The 19709-nt window shown below is 36.9% G+C and carries 17 protein-coding genes; 4 read left to right on the top strand and 13 right to left on the bottom strand.

Annotated elements, in window-relative coordinates:
• Positions 1–898 (bottom strand): quaternary amine ABC transporter ATP-binding protein (locus LACPOB_RS0108285; RefSeq protein ID WP_017868373.1); only part of this gene is annotated, 898 nt, incomplete at its 3' end.
• Positions 899–1274: 376 nt separating this feature from the next.
• Here LACPOB_RS0108285 and LACPOB_RS0108290 point away from each other — a divergent pair.
• Positions 1275–1517 carry a GlsB/YeaQ/YmgE family stress response membrane protein gene (locus tag LACPOB_RS0108290; protein WP_017868374.1) on the top strand — a complete coding sequence of 81 codons (243 nt, stop codon included), beginning with the start codon at positions 1275–1277 and terminating at the stop codon, positions 1515–1517.
• 162 nt (positions 1518–1679) lie between these two features.
• Here the strand turns inward: LACPOB_RS0108290 and celB are convergent, their stop codons facing one another.
• The 6 genes from celB to LACPOB_RS0108320 form a co-directional block, all read right to left on the bottom strand.
• On the bottom strand, positions 1680–3026 hold the full coding sequence (gene celB / locus LACPOB_RS0108295) for a PTS cellobiose transporter subunit IIC (RefSeq protein ID WP_017868375.1): 1347 nt from the start codon (positions 3024–3026) through the stop codon (positions 1680–1682).
• A gap of 284 nt (positions 3027–3310) precedes the next feature.
• Positions 3311–3829, bottom strand: a complete 519-nt coding sequence (locus tag LACPOB_RS0108300; RefSeq protein ID WP_017868376.1) for a hypothetical protein — start codon at positions 3827–3829, stop codon at positions 3311–3313.
• An 87-nt stretch (positions 3830–3916) separates the two neighbouring features.
• Positions 3917–5356: a 6-phospho-beta-glucosidase gene (locus LACPOB_RS0108305; RefSeq protein ID WP_017868377.1), complete on the bottom strand. Its 1440-nt coding sequence runs from the start codon at positions 5354–5356 to the stop codon at positions 3917–3919.
• Positions 5357–5585: 229 nt separating this feature from the next.
• Positions 5586–6026, bottom strand: a complete 441-nt coding sequence (locus tag LACPOB_RS0108310; protein ID WP_017868378.1) for a MarR family winged helix-turn-helix transcriptional regulator — start codon at positions 6024–6026, stop codon at positions 5586–5588.
• 364 nt (positions 6027–6390) lie between these two features.
• Entirely contained in the window at positions 6391–6762 is a 372-nt protein-coding gene (locus LACPOB_RS0108315) for a nucleotide pyrophosphohydrolase (RefSeq protein WP_017868379.1), read from the bottom strand.
• A gap of 300 nt (positions 6763–7062) precedes the next feature.
• Positions 7063–8520, bottom strand: coding sequence for an NCS2 family permease (locus tag LACPOB_RS0108320; RefSeq protein ID WP_017868380.1), 1458 nt, complete (start codon positions 8518–8520; stop codon positions 7063–7065).
• Positions 8521–9132: 612 nt separating this feature from the next.
• On the opposite strand from LACPOB_RS0108320, the gene LACPOB_RS12295 reads away from it, so the two are divergent.
• Positions 9133–9753 carry a TetR/AcrR family transcriptional regulator gene (locus LACPOB_RS12295; RefSeq protein ID WP_017868381.1) on the top strand — a complete coding sequence of 207 codons (621 nt, stop codon included), beginning with the start codon at positions 9133–9135 and terminating at the stop codon, positions 9751–9753.
• A 155-nt stretch (positions 9754–9908) separates the two neighbouring features.
• Positions 9909–11747, top strand: a complete 1839-nt coding sequence (locus tag LACPOB_RS0108330) for an FAD-binding protein (RefSeq protein WP_017868382.1) — start codon at positions 9909–9911, stop codon at positions 11745–11747.
• A gap of 108 nt (positions 11748–11855) precedes the next feature.
• On the opposite strand, the gene LACPOB_RS0108335 is transcribed toward LACPOB_RS0108330, so the two are convergent.
• Positions 11856–13262: an MDR family MFS transporter gene (locus tag LACPOB_RS0108335; RefSeq protein ID WP_017868383.1), complete on the bottom strand. Its 1407-nt coding sequence runs from the start codon at positions 13260–13262 to the stop codon at positions 11856–11858.
• A gap of 118 nt (positions 13263–13380) precedes the next feature.
• On the bottom strand, positions 13381–13833 hold the full coding sequence (locus LACPOB_RS0108340) for a MarR family winged helix-turn-helix transcriptional regulator (RefSeq protein ID WP_017868384.1): 453 nt from the start codon (positions 13831–13833) through the stop codon (positions 13381–13383).
• Positions 13834–13962: 129 nt separating this feature from the next.
• On the opposite strand from LACPOB_RS0108340, the gene fakB reads away from it, so the two are divergent.
• Positions 13963–14826, top strand: a complete 864-nt coding sequence (gene fakB, locus LACPOB_RS0108345; RefSeq protein WP_017868385.1) for a DegV family protein — start codon at positions 13963–13965, stop codon at positions 14824–14826.
• Between the two features lie 196 nt (positions 14827–15022).
• Here the strand turns inward: fakB and LACPOB_RS0108350 are convergent, their stop codons facing one another.
• The 4 genes from LACPOB_RS0108350 to LACPOB_RS0108365 form a co-directional block, all read right to left on the bottom strand.
• Positions 15023–15244, bottom strand: coding sequence for a hypothetical protein (locus tag LACPOB_RS0108350; protein ID WP_026142803.1), 222 nt, complete (start codon positions 15242–15244; stop codon positions 15023–15025).
• Between the two features lie 70 nt (positions 15245–15314).
• Positions 15315–17114 carry an FAD-dependent oxidoreductase gene (locus LACPOB_RS0108355; protein ID WP_017868387.1) on the bottom strand — a complete coding sequence of 600 codons (1800 nt, stop codon included), beginning with the start codon at positions 17112–17114 and terminating at the stop codon, positions 15315–15317.
• A 183-nt stretch (positions 17115–17297) separates the two neighbouring features.
• Positions 17298–18041, bottom strand: coding sequence for a DUF4811 domain-containing protein (locus LACPOB_RS0108360; protein ID WP_017868388.1), 744 nt, complete (start codon positions 18039–18041; stop codon positions 17298–17300).
• Entirely contained in the window at positions 18038–19537 is a 1500-nt protein-coding gene (locus LACPOB_RS0108365; protein ID WP_017868389.1) for an MDR family MFS transporter, read from the bottom strand. The genes LACPOB_RS0108360 and LACPOB_RS0108365 overlap by 4 nt, the downstream gene beginning before the upstream one ends.
• Positions 19538–19709 lie beyond the last annotated feature (172 nt).

The raw sequence follows: 19709 nt of genomic DNA on the forward strand, positions 1-19709 counted from the left end.
TCCGACGCAAGGCAACCCGTGGACCAGCTTTAGAAATATTAACTACATGTGCCTTAGCCATCACACTGCTTGCAGTTAGGACTTGCGTCCGGTCAACGCCTTCGATAAAGCGTTCAACGTAATCATTAGCTGGGTGAGTCAAGATGTCTTCAGGGGCACCGATCTGTTCGATGTTACCGTCACGCATGATCATGATCCGGTCACCCAATTTCAAGGCTTCATTCAAATCATGGCCGATAAAGATGACCGTTTTATGCATCTTTTCTTGGATCTGTAACAAAAGGTCCTGCATTTCCTTACGATATAACGGATCCAAAGCAGAAAAGGCTTCGTCCATCAGTAAGATCTCGGCATCATTAGCAAGCGCACGTGCTAAACCAACACGTTGCTGCATACCACCAGATAATTGGTCTGGATATTGTTGGTCATAGCCGTTCAAGCCAACTAATTCCAATGCATCTTTAGCCTTTTTTTCTTGTGTTTTCTGGTCAACTTTTTTGAGAGTCAAACCGTATTCTGTATTTTGTAAAACCGTTAAATGTGGGAACAAGGCAAAGTTCTGGAAAACCATCCCAATTTTATCTTGACGTAACTTACGTAATTCTTCATTCGACAACTGCATAACTTTCTGGTCATCGATTTCAACTTCACCATCTGTTGAATTGATCAACCGATTGACCATTCGGATGATAGTTGACTTACCACTACCAGAAAGTCCCATGATTACGAATAATTCGCCCTCATTAACAGTAAAATTCGCTTGGTTTACCCCAACTGTACAACCAGTTTGAGCAAGGATCTCTTTTTTATCTTTTCCTTCGCTCAACAATTTTTTTGCTTGGGGGATTTGTTTACCGAATATTTTAGTTAAATTTGAAACTTTAACTTTTTCTGTCATTCTTTCTTACTCCTCCCTTTTATAAATGATACCAAACTATTATTTCAGACAAATACCCACTAAGTCAAATTTTATCAGTTAAAATTAGTCATTATAGGTTATCGTACCCTTTGTTTTTGCTTATAAAATTTGCTTGGTATTTGTTAGTGAAAAAAACACAATAGCTATTATTATAATACACGTAACCGTTTCACTATTTCAACCAATCAACTTTACAAACACATCTTAAACATCTGCATTTAATTTTTTGGATTTACGGAAAATTAGCTCTAAATATAAAATAATCTGCCAAATTAGACATCTATTTTGTAATCAAGTTGAAAATCAGTATACTTAGTTAAGTAGTATATTGTCAGATACGAAAGGAGAAATGAGTATGTCTTGGATCTGGGTTTTAATTGTTGGTGCAATTATCGGGGCTATTGCCGGAGCCATCACAAACCAGGGAAAGTCAATGGGTTGCGCCGCTAATATCATTGCAGGTTTAGTTGGTTCTTCTCTCGGGCAAGCACTTTTAGGTGATTTTGGACCACAAGTTGCCGGTATGGCCGTGATCCCGTCGATCATCGGTGCCGTGATCATCGTGTGGATCGTAGCGTTTATAATAAATAGAATATAGTAATCCACATGTAGCACTTAAATATCTTTAAAATAGACTTCAGCAACTGATCATTTTCTATAAATAAACAAAATACCCCTTAATTGTAAGATTAAAATCTTAATTATGGGGCATTTTGCAATGGCAAAATTTTTATTTATCAAGGGTTTTATCTCTAATTCTCTATTTTTCCGCTTTTATTGCTTCTTGTTTCAATAATTTTCTATCGTAGTTTCTAATAAATGGATACCAAACTATGAAAGCTACTAAAGCACAAACAAATGCCAATACCGCTCCTTGCCAACTTGCTGTTGCAATAAAACCACCTATGCCGACTGGGGTTGGCCATGGTTGCATAGTAATGATCTTAGGGACCAATTTCGTAGCAACAGCAATATAACCAGTTAAACCAGAAGCTAACGGTGCCAAGACAAACGGAATAAATAAATTAATATTATAAACAATTGGCAGACCAAATAAAATAGGTTCATTAATATTAAATAACGCCGGTACGAGCTCCACTTTACCAATTTCACTTAATTGGACTGATCTAGCACGTGTTGCTAACCAAATAGCCATACCTAAAGTAGCACCTGAACCACCAATAGTTACAAACGCATTCATTGGATCTCCCGCAAAGAAATGATTTGATGCTCCTTGAGCGTTAGCAGCCATATTCGCTAAAACTATCGGTTGATAGAAGGAACTCATGATCGTAGCACCATGAATACCAAACCACCATAAGAAATGGACTAAGAAGATAATAATTAAAAATCCCCACCATGTATCAGCAATATCACTGATAAAAGAAAATGGTATATATAAAAGCTTGAAAATATCTGTGCCAAACAAAACCAATATTAAATTAATGCCACCAATTGCTACAGCAACACATAAACCTGGGATCAATGAACTAAAAGAATTAGCAACACCTGCTGGCACGGATGCAGGCATCTTAATACGCCAATTATGTTTGATAGTAAAACGATAAATCTGGACTGTTAACCAACCTACAACTAGACCTGTGAAAATACCCACAGCACCAATTCTAGTTAGTCCTCCGGAAGAAACCGCATATCCCCCACCAATTATATTATCCTTATTCAAGGATTGTACAAGTTGAATAGAGCTACCTTTCCAAACTAGTTCTGGTACAGTAATAAACATAGCCATTAAAAACATCAATAAACCGTTCAAAGGGTTTAAATCGAGCTTTTCTTCTTGTTGATATATTCTAGTATAACTATAAGTAAACGTCCCAGCAAATACTAATGCTAAAATCCCCATCGTAGCGTTATACACAACTTGAAATATATTAGTAAATCTTCCTATTGTTGCTGCATACCATACTTCAAAACCATGAATCGGAAAAGCCTGTGGCAAAATTGTTAAAATTAAAAAAATGGCACCAATAATTGAAAACGAAATAACACTATAACCAGCATCCATAATTGCTCGAACAAAACGTGATCCAGCAAACTTTCCACTAGCATTCATCATTTTATCTTTAAAGCTTCCGCCATCCGTCATAATGGTCTCCTCCCTAAAAACCTAATCCCTTGATCCTGTAATATTACCATTAGAAATGAAACTATAAATTACTGATACTACCATTGTTCACCTCTTTTGTTGAAGCGCTTTCTTAAAACAAATAAATTATAATACATTGGTACTAATTTTACAAATGCCTTTAAATATTTTTTGTAATAATCTGTTTTTATATTACCAACAAAAGCACTGACTATAATATAAAGTCATGACCAAAACACAAAAGTCTAAACTATAGATAGTCTAAAGGATTTAAATTTTATTAGTTACACATTCAGCTTTTTTATATTTTTGTCTGCCGCCTCTTTTGCTCGTTTAAGATGCTTATAATACTTATCTTGATTATTTTCTATTTTGTAAGCCTTGCGTTCTGCATAAAAACAAAGCAAAATCCCCACTAACAAAATACCAATAACAATTTCTCTCTCATCGGCATGCATAAAAGGATAGAAATTAAAATACAATGGAGTTAAACAAACAAATATCAAAACTATATTAGTTATCATTTGAATCGAAAAGTATATCTTCGTTTGCAATAACCTATTGGATAAATCATGCAATTTTTTAAATTGCTCACCCATTGTTGGAAAAATTACTATTATTAAAAATAATGGTAAAGCCCACATTTTTTCATGTGCTTGAACTAACACAATTGACCAATAAAGATTAACAAAAAAGAAGAAGGTAGCTACATATCTAAAAAATATGAAACGACTAAATGACATCATTTCTACATGCTGTCTTTGCCTAATTTCTTCGATTTCTTTCTTACTTTTTTTTGCCATAAAGTTCTCTCACCTTCCGATTAAAATAACTACCAAAATCTAACTAACTAATTAACTTTAAAGCAATTATATGTGAGCTCATATCTACTATTTTAAATCAGCCCCGTTAGTCTTAATGACCTTTTGGTACCAGTAAAATGAATCTTTTCTTGAACGTGCTAAAGTCCCTTGTCCTTCATCATCTTTATCAACGTAGATAAAACCATAACGTTTAGACATTTGTCCGGTGCTTGCCGAAACTAAGTCAATACAACCCCAAGGTGTGTAACCCATTAGATCAACACCATCGAGTGTAACTGCTTTTTTAACTTCTTCTAAATGTTTACGTAAATAATCAACCCGGTATGGATCATGGATACTGCCGTCCGCTTCGACTTGGTCAACTGCACCTAAACCATTTTCTACTATAAAAAGTGGCAAATGATAACGGTCAGTTAGATTATTTAGCCCATAACGCAAACCGATCGGATCGATCGACCAACCCCAATCACTTGTTTCTAAGTATGAATTTTCAACTATCATTTTATCCGGAGTTGACAAATGATCTGTGTCACCATTTTTAGCACTGACAGTCATTGATTGGTAATAACTAAAGCCAATATAATCGACTGTGCCTTCTTTCAAGACGATCTTATCTTCAGTTGTAATGTCTGGACGGAAGCCTTTCTGGTTCAAATAAGCCTCCACACCCTTAGGATACTCACCCCAGGCTTGTACATCAGAGAACCAGAAACGACGCTGGTTGACCCGTTGTGCCAGTAAAATATCAGCTGGATCAGAGGAAGCCGGATAGGCTGGTGTATAGTTGATCATAGCCCCGATCATAAAGTTAGGGTTGATCTTTTTTCCTTCTTTTACAGCCAGAGCGCTTGCCACGAGTTCATAATGTGCAGCCTGGTACATCTCAGCTTCATTATCGCTATTTTCATCTAATAGCAAACCTGAATTAGTTGCCATAGCAAAATCGTTGTTAAATGAAGCCTGATTGTCAATTTCATTAAAGGTCATCCAATATTTAACAGAATCCTTATAACGCTCAAAACAAGTAGTTGCAAAACGCACAAAGAAATCAATAGTTTCGCGACTGCCAAAGCCGTTATATTTTTCTACTAAGTGCCATGGCATCTCAAAATGAGCAAGTGTCACGACAGGCTCGATCCCATATTTATGACATTCAGCGAACAGGTCATCGTAAAATTTCAAGCCATCTTCATTTGGTTTTGTTTCATCACCATTTGGAAAAATCCGCGTCCAAGCGATCGAAGTCCTAAAACACTTAAAGCCCATCTCTGCAAATAAGGCAATGTCTTCTTTATAATGACCATAAAAATCAATAGCATCATGGTTAGGATAATTTTTACCTGGTATTACACCCTTAGTGATCTGACGTGGTACACCATGTTCTCCAGCCGTCATTACATCGGCAACTGAAACACCCTTGCCGCCTTCTTGCCAACCACCTTCAAGTTGGTGAGCAGCAACAGCGCCACCCCACAAGAAACCTTTTGGAAATGAATTTACAACCATATTTTACACTCCTCTTTCCTGATCAAAGTCATAGTAAAACGCTTTCTAAAGGAATTATAACTTATTGGTACAACTTCGTCAATGAAGTATGATCAGCAAAATAACGATCGTTTAATGGGCACATTACGAGTGAAAAAGATTGGTACTGTTTGCTATTTATCAGTAGATTTATCCTCGCTTTTTTCAAGCCAAAAAAAAGACCATGACTCTACATGATCTTTTATCTCACTCAAACTAACTTCAATAAACTTTCAATCAATTGATGATTATCAGCTAATAACTTCTGATAAGATTCACGACTAAAGCCACCTGCATCCGAAATACAGTGTGCTAATTTTTGCTTGATCTCTGGCTTTAGTTTTTGGCCTTTGTCTGTCAAACTAACAACTAACTGTCTTTTATCTTCCGTGGGACGAGCACGTGTCAGCCAGCCCGCATCTTCAAGTCGTCGTAACAAAGGTGTTAGTGTATTACTAGCCAAGTGCAAAGCTTGCCCTAGTTCATGCAAGTTACGTGGATCTTCTTCCCACAAAGCTAACATGACTAAATACTGCGGGTAAGTCAACTGATACTCACTCAAAATTTGCTGGTAAAACTTAGCAAATAAACGATTAGCGTTGTAAATTGAGAAACACAGTTGATTGGATAGATTCATTTCTTCTTCTGTCATACTTGGCCGTCCCCCTTCCTATTTATGATAACCCTAATTTCACATTTGCAAAATAAAGCGTGCACGACTCTTCAATAAATATATCATTAATTGACACAGCAAAACTGTTGATTTGTCTAGAATATTTCACTAAAAACAAAAGAGTGAGACAAAAGAAGCTTTGGAGCTGATTTGTAACAATGATTGTTTTATTTTGAGTCATAGCAAAGCGAAGAACCAGAATAACGCAATCACTGTTACAGTGAGGCATCAATCTTGTGGAACACGTTTAAAGGCCGTCGATCTGAACTCATTTAATTGGTTAGATCGACGGCCCTGTTAGGATCACACAGCTGAGCATGTCTCAGTCATTTCTACACTTCATTTAATTATCCCATGAACGCTCGTTGTTGATCTTAGTTTTAGCTGCCACAAGTTTCGCTGGATCCAGATTAAGCTGATCACACATAAAAAATGTATAAGTCAAAACATCAGCTAGCTCTTCTTCCAAATGAATACGTTGTTCTTTTGTGAGTGGCTGCTCTTCTTTTTTCCACTGAAAAATTTCCAAAACTTCTGCAGCCTCCAGATCAAGCGATAGCCCTAAATCCTTTAGATTATGATGTTTACTCCAACCCTGATTTTCCCTAAAATCACGTAGCTTTTGTAACACAGCCTGATACTGTGGAGAGGTCTGTTGATCGACCTGCAAATTTTTGTTGGAACCATCTTGTTCTAAGTTATGTACTTTACTCATAAATACCACTCTCCTCGTTTAAAAACATCCCTCAACAAGTATTGTAACTTACAATATAAAAAAGCCGGGGCTGGGACAAAACTAGCTGTGCGGTTATAAAAAGGCCATCGATCTATCCCATTAAATAAGTTAAATCGATGGCTCTTAAACGTGTTCCAAAAGATTGAAGCCTTACTGTAACAATGATTGCGTTATCCTGGTTCTTCGCTTCGCTACGACCCAAAATAACGCAATCATCGTTACAAACCGGCTTCAAAGCATCTTTTGTCTCACTCTCAACTATTTTCAAGTTTGTAATTTTTAAATTAGAGCTAACACCGCAAAGTTAATGACAAATAACAAGGAAACGACCCAGATCAATGGGTGAACTTGCTTGCCTTTACCAAGGACAGTTTTTACTAATGTATAAAAGATAAATCCAAAAGCAATACCGTAAGTAATGTTGTAGGTAAAAGCCATCACGATCGATGCCATGAAAGCTGGAATTGCTTCTTCCAGATCCTTCCACGGAATGTCATTGAAATTACTCATCATCATGACACCAACCATGATCAACGATGGTGCAACTGCCACAGATGGAATAATTGACAAGAATGGTGAAAGAAAAGCGCTCAAAGCAAACATGATCGCCACAGTCACACTTGTCAAACCAGTTCTACCACCAGCACCGATCCCAGCCGAACTTTCTACGTAAGCTGTCACATTTGAAGTACCAAAAAGTGAACCGACACCAGTTGCGATCGAATCAGCAAACAAGGCCTTATCCAACTTCGACTTAAAACCAGGCTCCTGTTCTAATTTCATTTCTTCTTTACCAGCAAAAATACCCGTTTGACGACCAGTCCCAATAAAAGTACCTAACGAATCAAAAGTATCTGACAAACTAAAAGATAAGATCGTCACTAAAACAAGTGGAATACGATGTGGGTCCGTAAACAAACTCCCCATTCCCTTATCTCCGAAGGCTGCTAAAAATGTATCACCAAGTTGTGAAACAGAAGCACTAAATGAGTATTGACTCGAAATATGTAAGTCAGTCACACCCATTGGGATACCAATAATAGTAGTAATGATGATCCCTACTAACAAGGCTGCTGGAACTTTTCTAACCAATAAGATAACAGTGACCAAGATTCCAATAACTGCAAGATTAACTTCTGGATTATCAAAGTTACTTAACGCAGGTACAATACCACCACCAGAAACAAAGCTAGAAATACCATTGGAAAAATGTTCTTGTGCACCAGAAAATGATTTGTTATTGACGCTCAAAATATCCTTGGCATTAGTCGTAAATTTTATAAATCCAGCATTTTTGATCCCAATATAAGCAATGAAACAACCAATACCACCACTAATAGCAACTTGTAAATTAATTGGTATCGCAGAGATCAACATCTTACGGATCTTAGTAACAGTGATTATAATATTGATCACGCCACAAAAGAAAACTAAAGCTAAGGCTTCTTGCCAACGAAAACCTAAACTCATGACAACAGTATATGTAAAAAAAGCATTCAAACCGATACCAGGAGCTAAAGCATATGGCACATTAGCAAAGAGGCCCATAATTAAAGTTCCGACTACTGAGGCAATGATCGTTGCCAAAAAGGCGGCTTGTCCAGGAATGCCTGCTTCATTTAAAACGCCGGGGACAACAAAAAGAGCATAAGATAAGGCAAAAAAGGTTGTTAAACCAGCGCCAATTTCAGTACCTGCAGTGGTACCAGATTTTTTTAAATGGAAAAACTTATCCACGATGTATTCCTCCTGTATTACGAACTATATAAAGTTAACTATGTATAATAGTTCGCTTTTATAATAATTGATATTGTATCACTTATTTCTGAAATTACCATAGAAAAATATTAATCTTTCAGAAATCATCGCACTTTTTATTTTATGCTATTTTCTTTATTCCCACAGATATACAAATATTGTATAATAATATACAGTTATACTTTTGTTGTTTAGTCGAGCTCCAAAATTCAGACAACTCCGCTTATCCAACTCGGACCTCACAGTGCATAGAACACACTATAAGTTCCGAGCCCGATAATGCTTGTTGTCTACCGAATTTCTCTGCTCTGTTTTAATAGTCGAGTTGCGGCAAGCTAGAACTTTCCGCCTAATTAGCTTAAACATCACGACAAGCACAAATCACTTGTCATAATGCCCAAGCCCATTAGTGCTCGAGTTCTCCCAGCTTGTCTCCGCTCTTTTTTTTAGTCGAGCTGCATGAACCAGAAAGTTCCGCCTAATCAACTCGGGCATCACGGCAAGAAAAAGCGCTTGTCATAATGCCTAAGTCCATTAGTGCTCACTTTCTACCGATTCACTCCGCTCTGTTTTTATTTAGGAGGGATAAAAATGGTTGAAGACCGTAGGATAGAAAAAAGTAAACAAGCTATCAAAGACGCTTTTTTGCATCAACTCAACACAACAGGACCAAGTAAAATAACTGTTACCAGTCTAGCCGCACAAGCCAATATCACAAGAAAAACTTTTTATGCTCATTATAAAGGATTGAGCCAACTAGCTGATGTTTTAGTTGATGAAAAATTTCAAGAATTACATTTTTTATTAGTACCACTTAAAGAAGAAACCGAGCAACCTAGCTTAAAATTCAATGCACGTTTAGTTAAATTCATGCAAAATAATAAAACAATTTTGCAAACGTTAAGCCAAATCACGGACGTCTCAAAAGGCTTTAAAAAGCTAGTTTTTAACGACACACAAGGCGTGATTTTAAAGCAACTAAAGCGCAGACAATTACCAAAACAATGGGATATCACTAAGATCGCTCAAAATCTAAGTGACTTTTTAACAACTGGTATCTATAACACATTTGAAAGTTGGTTAAATGACGATAACCCGTTATCAACCGACGAATTAATTTACATTTTATACATGTTATGTATCGTACCTTTTGAAGCACCACTCTCAATGAACGTTTCTTTAGACGAGATCCAACGTTCTAAAAATGAATAATAAAAAATTACTAGCTGTCAAGTAAAGTAACAGTTAGTAATTTTTTATATTTAAACGTTTTTAAAGCGATTTCAAAAATGAACTGTTACTTTTCTTTAAATTGTTATATAATTAACAATGTAATAAAATACATTTTTCACAAGGAGGAAACATACATGGTCGTCACAAATCGCAATATTCGTTGGGACGCAGTCTATGATGTCATAGTTTTAGGATTCGGTGCTGGTGGTGCCTCTGCAGCCCGTTTCGCAGCTGATAACGGTGCAAAAGTCTTACTAGTTGATTCAGCACCCGAAGGCAAAGAAGGTGGTAACACTCGGCTTTCTGACCAATTTTTAGCCTCTGGCAATGATCCAGAAAAATTGAAAGCTTATCACAAAGCAATGGCAGAACCATTTTCAATTGATGATGCTGTCATGACTACTTTTACTGATGGGCTTTATCATATGAAAGATTATGTCGCTAAATATTTTAACGAAAAACCATTTAGTTTCCGTGAAAACTATTTTGGTAGTGACATCGTTCGTTCATTTATCGAGGAATTTGATGAATTTCCTGGTAGTGATGCTTATGATCTAACTACTGTCCATGAAGGATTTGAAGACGCAGCCTTATGGAAAGACTTGCGTAAAGCTGTCACTGATCGCAATGATAAAATCGATGTTTGGTTCTCATCTCCCGGCCGTCATTTGATTCAAGACAAAAATTCAAATGCGATCGTTGGTGCCCAGATAGAGCGGGAAAATGTTTTACGGAATATTAAAGCTAAAAACGGTGTTGTTGTTGCTACTGGTGGATTTGAAAATAATGAAGCAATGATGCAAGATTATTTGCAAGAACCATACTTGCAACCGATCGGCACCTTATATAACAATGGTGACGGCGTTAAAATGGAAATGGAAGTCGGTGCTGACTTATGGAATATGCGCAGCTATGAATCCCTAGGGATCATGCACGGCCTGTCCTTAAAAGCACCTAAACATACTCGTGGAAAAGGTACAACATCAGTTGTCTTTCCTACCGCTCAAACGGGTAGTGTTATCTTAGTTGGTGACAATGGTACTCGTTATATTGGAGAAGATATGATCAACCGCCATGGTCACGTTAATATCCATGGTACATGGAGGATACCATTTGCCCACGTTTCACCATATATTATTTTTGACCAAACAAAAGCCGATGAATTTAAAAATAATTGGGACAAAGATAATACACCGGGAATCAATCCACCTAAAATGTGGGAGGAAGCTAAAAAATTCACCTCTATTGAAGAAATGGCCCAAGCTATTGGCAAAGATCCAGAGATCCTACAAAACACGATCGACAAATTTAATCACTTTGCAAATGAAGGCATAGACTACGAATGGGGACGTAAGAACATGCGTGCATTTGACGACGGCCCTTACTATGCTGTAGCGGTCAAACAAAATATGTTAAATACTCAAGGCGGCGGACGCAAGAACGCTCGTTCTGAAGTCTTAGATCCAGCTGGTACTCCAATCCCTCATTTGTATGAAGCTGGAGAACTTGGTGCACTCTTCGTCAATAACTATGCAGGTGGCGGCAACCTAGCTGAAGCTTTGATTTTTGGTAAAATTGCTGGCGAAAATGCCGCTAAGGCTAAAACCGATTTAAGCGAAAATATTAGCGAAGAACCTGAAGAAACATTCAGTGACTTTAAGTCTGAAAGTGATACTAATAATATTAAAGAAGATTACCCTGTTGGTCCAAATCAGTATATTGGACACAACAACAACGGTATTGGTGGTGAGATCGTAGTTCGAGTTACTTTAACAGTCGAACGTAAAATCGAAGCAATTGAAATTTTAAAGGAACACGAAACTGAACACGGTGCAGAGGCCTTGGCTCATTTGCCACAACAAATGGTCGCTCATAATAGTTTTGAAGTCGACACCTATACGGGCGCTTCAGTTACCAGTTGGGCTTTAAAAGATGCAGTTAAAGATGCACTCAGTAAAGCCGCTATTAAATAATAAACAAATAAAGCAAGGTCTACTTCTGATAGGCTTTGCTTTATTCATGTAGTTTCTAATATTACTAACGTGCCATTTTGCTATAAATCATTTGTTTTCTCTCTGAAATTATTTATTTTCTTCTTTTGCAGTTGGCAAGAAAAAGGAAGAAACAAAGCCAATAACTGCAAAAATTATCATCAAGATAAAGCCCCAGTGAAAACCTGTTTCTAAAGCTAAACCTTTACTAGCTGATGATTTAACGGCCGAAGCTAATACAACTACTAACATAGCAATAGCTGTTCCAAATGAGCCACCGACCTGACGAACTGTCGAAGAAACAGCATTAGCATGTGCTGTTAGCTTAGGACCAATGAAATTGATACTTGCAGTAAATGTTGTCATCATAGTAAATGAGATCCCAACCATTCTTAACGCATAGCAAAGTCCGATCACAAAAAGGCTAGTTTGCGTATTGAAGACTAACATTGGCAAACTACCTAATAACAGCATTAAAAAACCAAAGAGTGATAACTTTTTGATCCCCATTTTATCATATAAAATGCCTGACACTGGATTACAGACGATCATGATCAAAGCACCTGGCATCATAACCAAGCCAGAAGCCAATGGGGTTTCACCACGTGTAGTCTGTAAATATAAAGGTAATACCAATTCGATCCCGACCATCGCAATGTTACTGATCATACTTAAGATCGTGCATAAATCAAAACGCCAATTTTTAAAAACCCGAATATCTAGTAAGGGTTCATCCATCTTAAGTTGACGGTGACAGAAAAGATATATCACAATCAAACCGAGGACAAATAAAATTCCTAAAGTCCATGTGATTTTTCCAGTATTACCGATTTCTGAAAGAGCATATAAAATTAAACCGAACCCAAAAATTGATTCAAGAAATGAAATCACATCTGTTGTACTTTGCTTGGGAGTCGTAATATTTTTAACTGTAAAAATTGCGCAGATCCCAACAATACCGCTGATAGCACTTAAAATAACGAACAACATTTGCCAGCTAGAATATTTTAACAACAAACCAGAAAATGTTGGCCCGATCGCGGGACCAAAGCCAATCACTAAACCAGTGATCCCCATTGCCATCCCCCGCTTTTCAGGTGGAAACATCATTAAGATCACATTTTGAATAAATGGCATTAAACCACCAGCCGCAATTGCCTCAATGATCCGTCCGCACAATAAAACTGGAAAGTTTGGTGCAAATACACAAATCAACGTACCAATAAAGAAGATCGCAATCATTGTCAAAAAATTACGTCTAAGATTAAAGGAGTCAAAGATCCACGCTGACATTGGGATCATTAAGCCAACCACTAATAAATATGATGTGGTTAACCATTGCGCACTAGATTGATTAACTTCAAAAGCTTGCATGATCGTTGGTAAAGCATTATTTAAAAATGTTTCAGCCAGCAAGGCTACAAAAGCACCAAACAATAACACTGCCATCATTAACGATCTTGTTTTACCAGTAACTTTTTTTATTTTTGTTCCCATTTATCTCTCTTCTCATATTATTAAAATTAGACATTGCCTTTTAAAGCAGGTTTTAGTGCTCAATAGTCACTTCACTTGTTTTTATGTAGTAAGCTACACTTTTTATCATAGTAAAAAATTAAAAATTCTGGATGATTTTCGCCAGGATCTCTGACAGCTTTTTTGTTTCGCCTTCATCTAACCCATGTGTAATTTGATGATTCACATCATTCATCACTGCATAGATCTCAGAGATATGTTCATTTAATAATTTAAATCCTTTTTTTGATAAAGAAAGTGAAATCTGACGCCGATCGCTTTTTAAATGTCCAACTTCGATCAAGCCACTTTTTTCCATCCTTCGAACAATACTGCGGATCGTTGGATGACTTAACACAAAAGTGTCCGCCACTTCTTTTTGTGTGACCGTGCGTTCCCTAGCTTCATATAGATAAACCATTAATGAGATTTGCGGGCCAGTCAAATTATAATCACTGATCAAGTTAGCAATCCGATTATTTAATTTTTTTTCAATTAGTGTATTTGCAACTTTAATTTGGGGCCCAATACGATTTAAAAATGAATTATCCATACTCTCACCTCATAAACGTGTAGTTTACTACACATTTTGACAATTTTCAATATTAATCTTAATTTTAATAATTCATTTTTGAAATATGTTATGATTATTTAATAACAGGTTCAAATAGGAGCTCTTATAATGAAAAAAATCAAGATTTTGACAGATTCATCCGTTCTTTTAACCCAACAAGAAATCGAGAAATATGGAATTACGATCGTGCCACTTTCGGTGGAGATCAACGGTGAAAATTATATTGACGGCAAAAATATTACGCGTGAAAAGTTAGTTGAATTCCTTAGAGAAAATATTATTCCTAAAACTAGCCAGCCTTCTTTAGGACGCTTTGTTGAAGCATTTGATGAACTGGGAAAAGATGGCAGCCAAGTAATTGCCATTTTGTTATCAGATGTTTTAAGCGGAACGTTTGCCACGGCAACGCAAGCTGCACAGATGACTGAAACTGATGTAACAGTCATCAATAGCAAGTCGATCGACCGTGGAGCAGCTTTTCAGGTCATTGCTGCCGCTCAAGATGTTGCTGCCGGTAAAGGGATCGAACACATTAAATTACACTGTAAAGAAATTTATGCTCGCACGACTGTCCATGTTTTGATCGACAGCCTAGACTGTTTAGTTGCTGGCGGACGTGTCAGCAAGATGCTCGGAGCCATGACTAAATTAGCTAATATTAAAGTTGTCGCCGAGTTAAAAGATAAGTCTTTAGATGTCGTTTCTAAAGGTAGAAATACCAAAAGCTGGCTAAAATACTGCAAGAAATTAAACCAACAATTTGTTGATAACAAATTACAAGCACTAGCTCTTCCAAACGTAGCAGCTGATGAAAAAGTTATGAACCAAATTAAAGAACTCTTTATCAGTGAAAATCCAAAGACAGATTTCTTAAAAGCATTAACCAGCCCGATCATTATGACCCATACAGGATTAAAAGCAGTTGGCTTGATCACTTTATCAGAAAAACCAGTTGGTAAATATACTGATTAAACAAAATGGGCCTAAGAAAAACATTTCTAGTTTGATAAAAAGAACACAAAAATTTTCTAAATTTGAGAAAATTTCGTGTTCTTTCTTTGTTCTGTGTTTTATTTATTTTAAAGCAATAATTTATTTGTTTAAACTTCACCATTTTGGATAAGTTCAGTGCCATTAACATCAATCCAAGTTCGTTTGATACTTTTTCTTAGTCGCGAACTCGATGGAACACAAAATCACCTTTTAGCTTTCCGAAAACTGATTCAACACCTATTTTCTCGCTATTCATCATGTCTTTCAGTTCAAGATCTGAAAGTTTTTCCTTAGTGTAATTTTTACAGTATTCCCAAGTCGGATCGTAATAATAGATTTTTTGACGTCCTTTAGGAGCTTTAGTCAGATGCTCTAATTCAGACATTCTCTTTATCAAGGCTAGTTTTGTCCCAGGTTCTTAAAAAGAATAAAATATACTAGATTATCACTTTAACTCCTTCTAGTCGTTACTTTATCTGAGAAAGCGCATTTTTGACTGCTTCTTTTATTGCATTACTTGAAATCGATGCTCCTGATATCACAGCGACATCTGGAGTATTTTTTTCAATCATTTCATGGCTTAATTTATTAACGGCAACTGTGCCTAATTCACCAGTTTCACTTTGTTGCAAAATTTCAATTTTTTTCAAGTTCTTATCTTGAGGTGTAATCGTCACACGTACAACAATATCATCGCCCATACCCGCTTGGCTTTTACCAATATACTGGTTTTCTTTAACAACATATTTGTTTTGCGATGGTTGAATATCACTAGTAACTTTTATTTTCTTAACTTTCGGTTGGTTAGCCACATTATCATCTAAATCTTTCTTTTTTGTTGCTGCGTTTTCGCCAGCTATTTTACCGAATATCAAACAATCAGAAATATTTCCACCACCCTGATATTGTCCTCCCCAGATAGAACCTAATTCTCCAGCTGCATACAAACCTGGTATTGGCTGTTGGTCAACCCCAACCACCTCTGCGCGCTCATTTCTACGTGGCCCTCCTTGGGTATTTAAAATAAAATTCCCCAGTGGAACTGCGTAATAAGGTCCCTCATCAAACTTGCGCATCGTCTGTAACTCGCGCTTAAACTCATCAGAACCAATTCTAAAACCTTCATTAAAGTCAGAAACTGTCCGTGCCAGTTTATCTGCAGGTACTTTGATCATAGTTGCTAAACCAGCAATTGTCGTATCTTTAATTTCAGCATCTAACAGTGGCTGATATATTTTATTTGCAACCATTTCTTCATGTTGAGTCTGATCAAAAATCATAAATGGCTGGACTTGTGTATGGGGAACTCGCCACAAACCATGATTGGATAGGTAACCATGGCGTTGCGTTTTATTCTCATTTTGATAACGTGTACCATCATCACCAACACGGATAACTGAACCGACCGTTAAAGCTGGTCCCATTACAAGTGACGGACGTTGTCCTGTCTTTTCTTTTAATAAATTTGTTAAACCAGAAGTCGCTTGCATATGCCACAAATCAGCACCTGCTTCAATTGCCAAATCAATTCCTTTACCTTGATTATATAAAGTTCCAATTGGACCGATCATCGGCTCACCTACATAATTTTGAATCATATCTTTATTATTTTCAAAGCCGCCTAAGGTTAAAATAACTCCATTTTTAGCTTCAATATTTAACTGGTTACCTGCTCGATCAACTTGAATTCCTTTAATTTTTTTCCCATCGTTAGCTTGTATCAAATGTTTAGCTGGGGTTTCAAACCAAACATCAATTTTTTCTGAACGATCAACTACTTTTTGACGTAAAATTTTCCATAAAGCCCCATCACTAAATTGTTCATGGACCAGTAGAAAATCAAAATTATCTGCACCTGGTAATTCAGGATACTCTGGAGTCATCGGTTCCAAGATTTTTCGCTGACTGTGTCCTTTTTCAATCAACTCACGGACGCTAACTGGTTTTACTCCTAGATATTTTTTCAAATATCCTTGCATGTGTGCTAAATTTTTAGTGTAAGCATCTGTTATTTTAGATTCGTGATTCATCGGACCGTTTAACGCCAAATAATACTTTCTTATTTCAGTTTCGTCTGTACCTGACATAATCAGTTGTCCACAATACCGTGTATTCCCACCCTCATGTCCTTTTGGTGCTGAATCTACTAAAAGTACTTTTGCACCATTATCTGCAGCAAAACGAGCAGCAGTAGCCCCTGCACCACCAAATCCTACTACAATAACATCATATTGAGCATCCCATTGCTTCAATTGATTTTCTAGCATATCGTTATCCTCCTCCATAGAAACCGGTTACATTGTTAATAATATCACAAATGAGATTTTTTTAAAATTGTATGCGTCCTTGTTTTTTACTATAGTTAATTAAAAAAGACACGAACCTTTCTTATTAAAAGATTCGTGTCCAAAATATTATTCTACTTTAACCAATAATAACCAAATAACTTATTATTTAACATCCGCAATAACTTTTTTAATCATTTGTTGCTTAAATTCTTGTCCATATTGTTTAGCTAATTTAGCTTGTTGTTGCTTATCTGTTGCTAAACTAGGATCTTTTGTCATAGCAGCTTTCATTTTGGCCTGTACATATTGTTGTGCCTGAGCTTTAACTTTGGCTTGGCCTTCTTTAGTTTGCATACCAGACATTTTCTTTTGCAAAGCCTTAGCCTGCGTAGTTGACAAGTGAAGCCAGTCTTTTGGCAAATTAAAAGTATTGGTCCGTTTAACTAACTTATCTTCTAAGCCAGAAACACCAAACCAGAACTTATAACCATCAGATTTAAATTGCCAACGTGTTTCTTTAACTTGCAAAGTAGCACTGTCCTTATTAGTCCGTTTAATATGGTTATTAGCCGCAGTGTACTCATTAGCTTGAGTATGGCTTGGTTTCTTTTGGTCCAGAGTCTTTTTATAGATTTGCACCGTTTCGTCACCATTTGAACCAACTGGCTGATAAAGCATTAAATTCAAACCATTTTTAGAACTCGTTGGATAAATCTGTGTTGTCTTAACTGTTGTCACTTTTTCCATCCCATAATGATCATTGCTGTTCATTGTGAGGAACACTAAAGAAGTGCCTAAGACAACAACTGAGATCACCGTACCAATGATCCGCCATGTGGCTGGTCTAATATAAACATGGCACAAGAATGTTGCTAATGCTCCAATTACTAAAGTTGCTAAGATCATGCAGCATCACCGCCTTTATGGTCGAAATCTTTTTCAGAAATATCTTTGCTGTGCGGTTGATGTTTTTGGTCTTTCAAGAAGAATGTCAAAACAACACCAATGATCGCAAAAACTAAAGAGAACGCAAAGGCTGCGTGATAACCATCAAGTGAAGCCGTCAAATACTGATGTTTGTATGCTAGTGGAGCTTCCTTAAGCAAGTGCGCAGCTGGCTCCGCATTATTTGTCACATTAGTCAATAATGTGATCATGATCGCTGAGCCGATCGATGATGCCACTTGACGAACAGTATTATTTGAAGCAGTACCATCAGCAATCAAACTATTTGGCAAGGCATTCATACCAGAAGTAGTTACTGGCATCATGACCATCGAGATTCCAAACATTCTTACAGCATATAAGAATACAATGTAAATTGTTGGTGTATCAATCGTTAACCATAAAAATGGTGCCGTCGCTACCGTCAAAATTACCATCCCAGTTAAAGCCAAGCGTTTGCCGCCAAAAGCATCGAAGGTTTTCCCAGTTATGGGACTCATCAAAGCCATTACAACAGCACCAGATAGCAAAGTTAAACCAGAATGCAAAGCGCTCATACCATGTGCGATCTGCAAGTACAATGGTAAAACAGTTTCAACACCTAACATAGCGATCATAACGATCGATGATAAGATAGCAGATAAAGTAAATTCACCTGTTTTGAAAACTCGTAATTCCAAGAATGGCTTTGGGATCACTAGCTGACGCCAGACAAATAACGCAGTCACAATTGCACCAACTATCAAAGAAACTAGAACTTTAGTTGAGGTCCAACCATCGTTACCAGCAGATGAAAAGCCATACAGTAAGCCACCAAATCCAATTGTTGATAAGACTAATGAAAGCCAATCAATTTTTTGTTTATGTGTCTTAATCACGGGTTTCATAAAGAAGAGTGCTAAGATAATAACCACGACCATGATCGGAATGATCATTCCGAAAAGATCACGCCATTGGTATTTATCGATGATCCAACCAGACAAAGTTGGACCGATCGCCGGTGCCACGCCAATTACGATCCCAACTAACCCCAAAGCAGCCCCACGTTTTTCAGGCGGGAAAATCGAAAGCATGATCGTTTGCAATAAAGGCATCGCAATACCAACACCTAAAGCTTGCACTAAACGCCCAGCTAATAGCACACCAAAAGTTGGTGCAACATAAGCCAAGATCGTTCCGCCTAAGAATACTGTCATAGCACTAATATAAAGCAATTTAGTATTGATAGTTGTTGCTAAGTAAGCAGAAAGAGGGATCATGATCCCGTTAACCATCAGAAAACCAGTAGTCAACCACTGGACTGTTGCAGTTGAAACGTCAAAGGTCGACATCAACTTAGGTAAGGCCGTTGCAAGTAAAGTCTGATTCAAGACTGTACAAAACGTCCCGATCAGTAAAACGATGATCATCATTGTTTTACTGAAACCACTCATTTTATTATCAGCAGTTTTTGACAAGAGATATTCCTTCTTTCATTATTATTGTCAAAATAAAACCAAAAATCTTATGCCCTTAACTTTTTGGTCATAAAATCAGATAGTGACAAATATAAATTATTTGACTTACATTGTCAACTATTTAATCTTTATTATCAATTAGTTGATACGTTTTCATTTTTATGCTACAAAT

This window comes from Ligilactobacillus pobuzihii E100301 = KCTC 13174, from assembly GCF_000349725.1.
Classification (GTDB): Bacteria; Bacillota; Bacilli; order Lactobacillales; family Lactobacillaceae; genus Ligilactobacillus; species Ligilactobacillus pobuzihii.